The following is a 9,108-nucleotide window of genomic DNA, read 5'->3' on the forward strand; positions in this document are numbered from 1 at the left end:
CGGCTTCAATCACGCGAGATACGTCCCCAAGCACGCGAGTTCCGGCCCCAAGCACGGGGGATGGGTGCTTGCGGACGAAAGTCCGTGGCCGGGTGGGGGTGGTGCTGGGAGCATGGCGGGCATGTTCGAAGAGAAGCGGGTTCCCGACCGGCAGATCCGGGCCGTGCAGACCGAGACGACCGTCCGCGTCTACCAGGCCTACTCGCCCGCGATCGCCGACGCCGCGCTCGAGAAGCAGACCTTCGTCGCGCCGTTCAAGCGGGACCGGATGACGTGGATCAAGCCGTCGTTCCGGTGGATGGCCTACCGCTGCGGCTACGGGCGCAAGCCGGGCCAGGAGCGCATCCTCGCGATCGACATCACCCGCGACGGCTTCGAGTGGGCCCTCGCCCACGCCGCGCTCAGCAAACCGCGCCGTGACCAGGACACGGCCGACTGGAAGCAGCAGCTCAAGACCAGCCCGGTCCGCATCCAGTGGGATCCGGAGCGAGACCTCGACCACACCGCGCTGAACTTCCGCGCCATCCAGGTCGGCCTCGGCGGCGAGGCCGTCGACCACTACGTCGACGAGTGGATCACCGCCATCACCGATGTCACACCTGTGATGCGCGACATCGCCGGCCTCCTCGCCACCGACCAGCTCCACCTGGCCGTCAAGCTCGTCCCCCACGAGCCGCCGTACGAGCTGCCCGAAGAGCTCGCCCGGGCCGTCGGCGCGACGCCCTAAGGCAGCGCCCGCCAGCTCAACCCGCCCATCCCGGCCGCCTCGACGTCCCGGCGCGTGGCCCACCGGACCGTGCCCGGCCGGACGTGGATCCCGGCCCCGACCAGCCAATCCGGCTCGTCGGGCTCGACCCAGGCCATCTCCTCGAAGTCGGCCGGCGTCGGCCAGACGGCCGCGCACGAGTCGCAGCGGAGGACGACCGCGCCGGACTCGGTGACCAGCGGCCGCACCAGGCCCTGGTCCCAGAACGAGGGACATTCGACCAGCCACATGGGCCCAGTGGAACCCGCCGCGGTGAACGTCCGTGAGCCACCGGGCGAACCGGGCGGCAAGAGCGCGGGAACCCTGTACCGGGTCCAGCGCTTAAGGTTCCCTTAGCACATCTTGATCGAGTCAGTGACCGATACCCTAGTGCGCCACGCCTCACACAGGCCGGTTCCATCACATCGCGGTCACCGAGGGGGTTAGCCTGGTAGGCGCATCAGCGGATTCAAGATCGAGATCGAGACGGATAGAGGCGAGCCCCAGCCGTGTCCAGCAGCAGCCCTGCGTCACAGTTCGGCCCCAACGAGTGGCTGGTCGAAGAGATGTACGACCAGTTCCTCGCCGACCCTTCCTCAGTCGATGCCGCATGGCACGACTTCTTCGCGGACTTCAAGCCGACGCAGAACGCGCAGGCCAAGGCGGACACCGCCCGGCAGCAGCAGGCCGACGCCAAGCCCGCCACCAACGGCCAGGCCACGCAGCCCTCGGCCAAGGCGGTGCGGAACGCGGACTCGGCGGCCAAGCAGTCGGCCCCCACGCCGGCCGCCAAGCCGGCCCCCGCGAAGGCAGCCCCGGCGAAGGCGGCCCCGGCGAAGCCGGCCGCGAAGGCCGAGCCCAAGGCCGACGCGAAGAAGGAAGAGCCGGAGTCGAAGCAGCTGCGCGGCGCCGCGGCGGCCATCGCCAAGAACATGGACGCCTCGCTGAGCGTCCCCACCGCGACCAGCGTGCGCGCGGTCCCGGCGAAGCTGATGGCGGACAACCGCATCGTCATCAACAACCACCTCAAGCGCACGCGCGGCGGCAAGATCTCCTTCACGCACCTCATCGGCTACGCCATGGTGCGGGCGCTGAAGAACTTCCCGAACATGAACCGGCACTACCAGCTGATCGACGGGAAGCCGTTCGCGGTCACGCCGGAGCACGTCAACTTCGGGCTCGCGATCGACATGAAGGGCAAGGACGGCTCGCGCAACCTCGTCGTCGCCTCGATCAAGGGCGTCGAGGACATGTCGTTCCTGCAGTTCTGGCAGGCCTACGAGGAGATCGTCAAGAAGGCCCGCAACAACAAGCTCACCGCGGACGACTTCTCCGGCACCACGATCTCGCTGACCAACCCGGGCGGCATCGGCACCAACCACTCGGTGCCGCGCCTGCAGGCCGGCCAGGGCGCCATCATCGGCGTCGGCGCCATGCAGTACCCGGCCGCGTTCGAGGGCACCAGCGAGAAGACCCTGGTCGACCTCGGCATCAGCAAGATCATGACGCTGACCTCGACCTACGACCACCGCATCATCCAGGGCGCGGAGTCGGGCGAGTTCCTCAAGCGCATCCACGAGCTGCTGCTCGGCGAGGACGGCTTCTACGACGACGTCTTCACCAGCCTGCGCCTGCCGTACGAGCCGATCCGCTGGGTCGCCGACATCCCGGACGGCCCGGTCGACAAGACCGCCCGCGTGATCGAGCTGATCGACGCGTTCCGGATGCGCGGCCACCTGATGGCCGACACGGACCCGCTGAACTACCGCCAGCGCAGCCACGCCGACCTGGACGTCCTGTCCCACGGCCTGACGCTCTGGGACCTCGACCGCGAGTTCCCGGTCGGCGGCTTCGCCGGCCAGGAGCGGATGAAGCTGCGCGACATCCTGGGCGTGCTGCGCAACTCGTACTGCCGCACGGTCGGCATCGAGTACACGCACATCCTCGACCCCGAGGAGCGCCGCTGGATCCAGGAGCGCGTCGAGATCCCGCACGAGAAGCCGGACCCCGCGGTCCAGAAGTACGTGCTCTCGAAGCTGAACGCCGCCGAGGCGTTCGAGACGTTCCTGCAGACGAAGTACGTCGGCCAGAAGCGGTTCTCCCTCGAAGGCGGCGAGACGGCGATCCCGCTGCTCGACACGCTGCTGGACAAGGCCGCCGAGCACGAGCTCGACGAGGTCGTCATCGGCATGCCGCACCGCGGCCGCCTGAACGTGCTGGCCAACATCGTCGGCAAGCCGATCAGCCAGATCTTCCAGGAGTTCGAGGGCAACCTCGACCCGGGCCAGGCGCACGGCTCCGGTGACGTGAAGTACCACCTCGGTGCCGAGGGCAAGTACTTCCGGATGTTCGGCGACGGCGAGACCAAGGTGTCGCTGACGGCGAACCCGTCGCACCTGGAGACCGTGGACCCGGTGCTCGAGGGCATCGTCCGCGCGAAGCAGGACCTCCTGGACAAGGGCGGCGAGGGCTACACCGTGCTGCCGGTCCTGATGCACGGCGACGCGGCCTTCGCGGGCCAGGGCGTTGTGGCCGAGACGCTGAACCTGGCGCTGCTGCGCGGTTACCGCACCGGCGGCACCGTGCACGTCATCGTCAACAACCAGGTCGGCTTCACGACCGCGCCGGAGCACTCGCGCTCGTCGCAGTACGCCACCGACGTCGCGAAGATGATCGGCTCGCCGATCTTCCACGTGAACGGCGACGACCCCGAGGCCGCGCACTGGGTGGCCAAGCTGGCCGTCGAGTACCGGCAGGCGTTCCACAAGGACGTCGTCATCGACCTCATCTGCTACCGCCGCCGCGGGCACAACGAGGGCGACGACCCGTCGATGACGCAGCCGGCGATGTACGACATCATCGACACCAAGCGCTCGACGCGGAAGACCTACACCGAGTCGCTGATCGGCCGCGGCGACATCTCCGTCGAGGAGGCCGAGGCCGCGCTGCGCGACTTCTCGAGCCAGCTGGAGCACGTCTTCAACGAGGTCCGCGAGCTGGAGAAGCACCCCGCGAAGGCCAGCCCCTCCGTCGAGGAGGAGCAGCAGGTCCCGGCCAAGGTGAAGACGTCGGTGTCGAACGAGGTCATCGAGCGCATCGGCGACGCGTTCGTCCAGGTGCCCGAGGGCTTCACGCCGCACCCGCGCGTCAAGCCGGTGATGGAGCGCCGTCACAAGATGTCGCGCGAAGGCGACATCGACTGGGCGTTCGGCGAGCTGCTGGCGTTCGGGTCGCTGGCGATGGAGGGCCGGCTGGTCCGGCTGTCCGGCCAGGACTCGCGCCGCGGCACGTTCACCCAGCGGCACTCGGTCTTCATCGACCGCAAGACCGGCCAGGAGTACGCGCCGCTGCAGAACCTGGCCGACGGCCAGGGCCGCGTGATGATCTACGACTCCGCGCTGTCGGAGTACGCGGCCGTCGGCTTCGAGTACGGCTACTCGGTGGCGAACTCCGAGGCGCTGGTGATGTGGGAGGCGCAGTTCGGCGACTTCGTCAACGGCGCCCAGACCGTCATCGACGAGTACATCTCCTCGGGCGAGGCCAAGTGGGGCCAGCGCTCGGACGTCGTGCTGCTGCTGCCGCACGGCCACGAGGGCCAGGGTCCGGACCACACGTCCGGCCGCATCGAGCGCTTCCTCTCGCTGTGCGCGGAGGGCTCGATGACGGTGGCGGTCCCGTCCACCCCGGCGAACTACTTCCACCTGCTGCGCCGCCACGCCCTCGACGGCATCCAGCGTCCGCTGGTCGTCTTCACGCCGAAGTCGATGCTGCGCAACAAGGCGGCGACGTCGGCGGTCGAGGACTTCACCGGCGAGAGCCGGTTCATGTCCGTCATCGACGACGTCACGCCGGACCCGGCGAAGATCCGCAAGGTGCTGCTGACCTCCGGGAAGCTGTACTGGGAGCTCGTGGCGGAGCGCACGAAGCGCGAAGCCGACGACGTCGCGATCGTCCGGATCGAGCAGTACTACCCGCTGCCGAAGAAGAAGCTGCTGGCGGCGCTGGAGCGCTACACGAACGCGTCGCAGGTCGCGTGGGTCCAGGAGGAGCCGGAGAACCAGGGTGCGTGGCCGTTCTTCGGCCTGAACCTGCCCCGGAAGTTCCCGGAGGTCCTCTCGGGCCTGCAGGTCGTCTCGCGCCGTCCGATGGCGGCGCCGTCGGCGGGTTCGTCGAAGGTGCACGAGGTCGAGCAGAAGGCGCTGATCGCGAAGGCGTTCGACTGATCGCTTGACGGTCCGGAGAGGCCACCTCGGCGCGGAGTCCGCGCCGAGGTGGCCTTTCCGGTTTTCGGGCCCGATTAGCCGGCGCGGCGGCCGCGGCACCGGAAATTGTCACGCCAAGTTCACAAACAAATGATCATCCCCGTTCTGATCACCATTCCAGGGCAATCCAGGAGACGTCCGGCGGGCCGCTGTGCCGCCAAGATTTCCTTGACTCGAAGCGTTTTTTCCCGAGCATCGGAATCCGGCGGCCGAAGTTGGTGCAATGAACCTGTTAGCCCTGCTCCACAGCCCGGCGGCAAGTGGCGGTGACACGACGACCCGGCGGATCGCCGCGCATTTGTCCGCGAGCGGCTATTCCGTTCTGCTCGTGCCACCCGCCGACGCGGCCGAGCTGACCGCGGTCGCCGAAGAACACCGCGTTCTCGCGCTGGTCGGCACGCACGCCCTCCTCAGCGGCAGCACGTTCCTCGAAACGGGCCTGCCGTACGTGCTGGCGCTGGGCGGCACCGACCTCAACGAATACACCCTCGAGCCGGTGTTCCACGCGCTGATGACCAAGGCCGTCGAGCGGGCCGCGGGGCTGGTCGCGTTCAACGACGACTTCGCCCGGCGCTGCCGCACGCTGTGGCCGCAGGTCGCGGACAAGGTGCGGGTCATCCCGCAAGGCGTGCGCACCACGCCGTCGGCCTACTCGCTGCGCCGGGCGCTCGGCGTCGGCCAGAACGCGAAGCTGCTGCTCCTGCCCTCGGGGCTGCGGCCGGTCAAGGACCCGCTGTTCGCCATCGACTGCGTCAAGCAGCTGCACGCCGAGGACCACCGCGTCCTGCTCGTCATCGCCGGGGTGTCCTACGACGAGGACTTCGAGGCGCTCTTACGACGGCGGTGCGGGTCGAGCCCGGCGGTGCGCTACGTCGGCACGCTGCCCCGCGACGACCTGCACGCCGCCATGCGCGAGGCGACCGCGGTGCTCAACACCTCGACGTCGGAGTGCAGCCCGAACGCGCTGCTCGAGGCGATGGACGTCGGCTGCCCGGTCGTCGTCCGGGACATCCCCGGCAACACGTGCCTGGTCGAGGACGAGGTCACCGGGCTGGTGTTCGCCGACGCCGACGGCCTGCGCGCGCAGGTGCGGCGCCTGCTCGACGACGCGGTGCTCGCCCGGCGGCTGTGGCGGCGGGGACAGGCGTACGTGCGGCGCACGCACAGCATGCAGGCGGAGCGGGCCGCCTACGCCGCGCTCTTCCAGGACCTGGTCGACGACCTGCCGCCGGTCGTCGACGTGCCGTCCCGCGACCGGATCGTGCGGGCGAACGGTGTCGAGCTCGGCGTGCAGACCTTCGGGGACCCGAACGATCCCGCGATCCTCCTGGTGGCCGGGGCGTCGGCGTCGATGCTGGCGTGGGACGCCGAATTCTGCGAGCTGCTCGCCGGCGGTTCCCGGTACGTGATCCGCTACGACCACCGCGACACCGGCCGCTCCACGAGCTATCCGCCGGGCGAGCCGCCCTACGGGCTGCGGGACCTGGCGGCCGACGCACTCGGCGTGCTCGGCGCGCTCGGCGTCGCCCGCGCCCACGTCGTGGGGATCTCGCTGGGCGGCATGATCGCGCAGGTCGCCGCCCTGGCCGAGCCGGAGCGTGTCGCCTCGCTGACGCTGGTGGCCACCAGCCCCGGCGAGGGCGTGGCCGGTCCCGACCTGCCGCCGCCCGCCCTGCGGGTGCTGACCGAGCTGGCCGACGTCGAACCGCCGGACTGGACCGACCGCGATTCCGTGGCCGGGCACCTGGTGGCCGCGGCGCGCCCGCTCGCCGGGCCGGCCCGGGCGATCGACGAGCACGCCGGCCGGCGGGTCGCGGGCCGGGTGTTCGACCGCGCGGGCGGGCGGCTCGAATCCGCGGGCAACCACGCCTACCTCGACCACGGCTCGCCGTGGCGGCCGCTGCTCGGCCGGATCACCGCGCCGACGCTGGTGATCCACGGCGCCGAAGACCCGATCCACCCGGTCGCCCACGCCCACGCGCTCGCGGCGGCGATTCCCGGGGCCACCGTGCGGATCCTCGCCGGCGCGGGGCACGAGCTGGCCCGCCAGGACTGGCCGGACGTGGTTCCGGCCCTGCTTCGGCACACCTCGGACGACGAAGGGCGAATTTCCCGTGCAACCACATCCCTGTGACTGCAGCCCGATGTGCGAACTGCGGGCGGCCAACCCGATGCGCGTCCAGCCGACGCGGAGGGGCAGCGGGACGTTCGCGGCGGCCTCGGCCTACCGGCGAGCCGTCCCGGCCACCGGGGACCTCGCCACGCGGGTGACCGGTTACGTGGTCCTCACGCTCGACCCGGCCGTGCCCGACGTCGCCGCCGACTACTGGATGCACAGCGAACGCTTCTACCGCGCCGTCGCCGGCCCGGTAGCCGACCGGCTGGGCGGCGACCTCGCCTACCGGCGACTGGCCGCGCACCCCACCGACGCCGACGCCGAGCGCGCGCTGGCGGCGCAGGTGCGGGTGCTCCTCGACGAAGACCCCGCGCTCGCCGAGGAACTGCGCGGCCGGGCCGACGTCGCCGACGACAACGTCTACATCAACTACTTCCGCGGCCCGGGCTACGCCCCCGACGCGCGCAACGCCGACCTCGAACGGCTGACCGGGCTCGCCGACCGGGCGGCGACGCGACCGGACGGCCGCGGTGACGAGGTGCTCGTGGTCGTCCCGATCTCCGACCGCGACGGCGCGGGCCGGATCCGCAACCTGATGGCCTGCCTGCTGGCGTTGCGCGACCAGACGATGCCGGCGTCGCACTACCGGGTGACCGTCGTGGAGTTCGACGACCGTCCGCGCTGGCGCGGCCGGATCGAACCGCTCGTGGACCACTACGTGCACGTCACCGGCCACGGCCTGTTCAACAAGTCGTGGACCTTCAACGCCGGGGTCCGCCACACCCTCGGCGCCGCCCGCACGCTGTGCCTGCTCGACGCCGACATCCTCGTCGACCGCGACTTCCTGGCGCGCAACCACGCCCGGTTCGCCGAGCACGGCCACGACGCGCACCTGCCGCACACCGAGATGCTGTCGCTGGACGCCCCGGCCAGCGATCACCTGATCGAGGAACGCTGTGGCCGCGGCTGCGCCGACGTGCCGCTCGGCGGCGCCCGTGGCCTGCTGCTGCGCGACGTGCCCGGCGCCTGCCTGTGGACGAGGCCGGAGCTGTACGAACGGGTCGGCGGGTTCGACGAGCGCTACCGCGGCTGGGGCGGCGAGGACGAGGACATGCTCTACCGCATCGCCTCGGCCGGGTCGGTGCTGCAGTTCGACGACGTGTTCGTCCACCTCGCGCACCGGCGGCCGGCGATGCGGCGCGAGGACGGGCAGCCGTTCAACGCGCACGTGCCGGTCGGCACGTGGACCGGCGCGCAGGGCTATGGCGGGCTCGACCACCCGGCGCGGGCCACCGGCACCGATGAGTAGCGTCACGCCGATGCCCCGGCTGCGCCGCCACCGGGTGGCCGTCGCGGGCGTCTTCTTCGTCGTCGGGGTCCTGCTCGGGACGTGGTTCGCGCGCGTTCCGGAACTGCGCACCGCCCTGCACCTCGACTTCGCCGAGCTGGGCGCGGTGCTGCTGGCCCAGACCGTCGGCGTGATCGTCGCGATGCAGGTCGCCGGTCACCTGTCGGCGTACCTGAGCAGCCGGGCGGTCGTCCGGCTGACCGCGGCGGTCGTGCCGTGGTTCCCGGCGCTCGTCGCGATCTCCCCCGGCGCGGTCGCCGCGGCGGCCGCGATGCTGGTGTGGGGCCTGGTGGCCGGCCTGCTCGACGTGGCCATGAACGCGCAGGGGGTCGAGCTGGAACGAGCCGGCCGGCGACCGTTCCTCAGCAGCCTGCACGCGGTGTGGGGCGCCGGCGCGCTGACCGGGTCGCTCGGCGCGGTCGCCGCGATCCGGGCCGGGGTGCCGCTCGGCGTGCACTTCACCGCCGTGGCCGCCGTGCTGTGCGTGCTCGCGCTGGTCGCCGGGCGGCACGCGCTGCCCGAGCGGCAGGCCACGCCGCGGCGCGAGCCGGGGAAACGGGCGCGGACCGGGCTGCTGTCCGGGTGGACCCGCGCGGTGGTGGTGCTCGGCGGTCTCGGCGCCGCGGCCGCGTTGTGC

6 protein-coding genes are annotated in these 9,108 nt (G+C 71.2%); 5 read left to right on the plus strand and 1 reads right to left on the minus strand.

Going from position 1 to position 9,108, the window contains the following annotated elements:
• The first annotated feature begins 121 nt into the window (after positions 1 to 121).
• The gene (locus tag CCN39_RS44700; RefSeq protein ID WP_086852906.1) at positions 122 to 727 is read left to right on the plus strand and encodes a DUF4291 domain-containing protein; all 606 of its coding nucleotides are present in this window, start codon (positions 122 to 124) and stop codon (positions 725 to 727) included.
• Here CCN39_RS44700 and CCN39_RS44705 read toward each other — a convergent pair.
• The gene (locus tag CCN39_RS44705) at positions 724 to 996 is read right to left on the minus strand and encodes a hypothetical protein (protein ID WP_086852898.1); all 273 of its coding nucleotides are present in this window, start codon (positions 994 to 996) and stop codon (positions 724 to 726) included. The two genes, CCN39_RS44700 and CCN39_RS44705, sit on opposite strands and share 4 nt — an antisense overlap.
• A gap of 258 nt (positions 997 to 1,254) precedes the next feature.
• On the opposite strand from CCN39_RS44705, the gene CCN39_RS44710 reads away from it, so the two are divergent.
• From CCN39_RS44710 to CCN39_RS44725, 4 genes are all read left to right on the plus strand, one after another.
• Positions 1,255 to 4,968, plus strand: a complete 3,714-nt coding sequence (locus CCN39_RS44710) for a multifunctional oxoglutarate decarboxylase/oxoglutarate dehydrogenase thiamine pyrophosphate-binding subunit/dihydrolipoyllysine-residue succinyltransferase subunit (RefSeq protein WP_086852900.1) — start codon at positions 1,255 to 1,257, stop codon at positions 4,966 to 4,968.
• Positions 4,969 to 5,230: 262 nt separating this feature from the next.
• On the plus strand, positions 5,231 to 7,141 hold the full coding sequence (locus CCN39_RS44715; protein WP_086852902.1) for an alpha/beta fold hydrolase: 1,911 nt from the start codon (positions 5,231 to 5,233) through the stop codon (positions 7,139 to 7,141).
• A gap of 10 nt (positions 7,142 to 7,151) precedes the next feature.
• Positions 7,152 to 8,432, plus strand: a complete 1,281-nt coding sequence (locus CCN39_RS44720; RefSeq protein ID WP_086852904.1) for a galactosyltransferase-related protein — start codon at positions 7,152 to 7,154, stop codon at positions 8,430 to 8,432.
• 10 nt (positions 8,433 to 8,442) lie between these two features.
• The coding region (locus tag CCN39_RS44725; RefSeq protein ID WP_143264401.1) for an MFS transporter at positions 8,443 to 9,108 on the plus strand (666 nt) is incomplete at its 3' end.

It is taken from the genome of Amycolatopsis kentuckyensis, assembly GCF_002155975.1.
Lineage (GTDB): Bacteria > Actinomycetota > Actinomycetes > Mycobacteriales > Pseudonocardiaceae > Amycolatopsis > Amycolatopsis kentuckyensis.

What these genes read in the sequence shown, in the direction of transcription:
- CCN39_RS44705 (WP_086852898.1), bottom strand. Translation starts at nt 996, where the DNA reads ATGTGGCTGGTCGAATGTCCCTCGTTCTGGGACCAGGGCCTGGTGCGG.
- CCN39_RS44700 (WP_086852906.1), top strand. Translation starts at nt 122, where the DNA reads ATGTTCGAAGAGAAGCGGGTTCCCGACCGGCAGATCCGGGCCGTGCAG.
- CCN39_RS44720 (WP_086852904.1), top strand. Translation starts at nt 7,152, where the DNA reads ATGTGCGAACTGCGGGCGGCCAACCCGATGCGCGTCCAGCCGACGCGG.
- CCN39_RS44715 (WP_086852902.1), top strand. Translation starts at nt 5,231, where the DNA reads ATGAACCTGTTAGCCCTGCTCCACAGCCCGGCGGCAAGTGGCGGTGAC.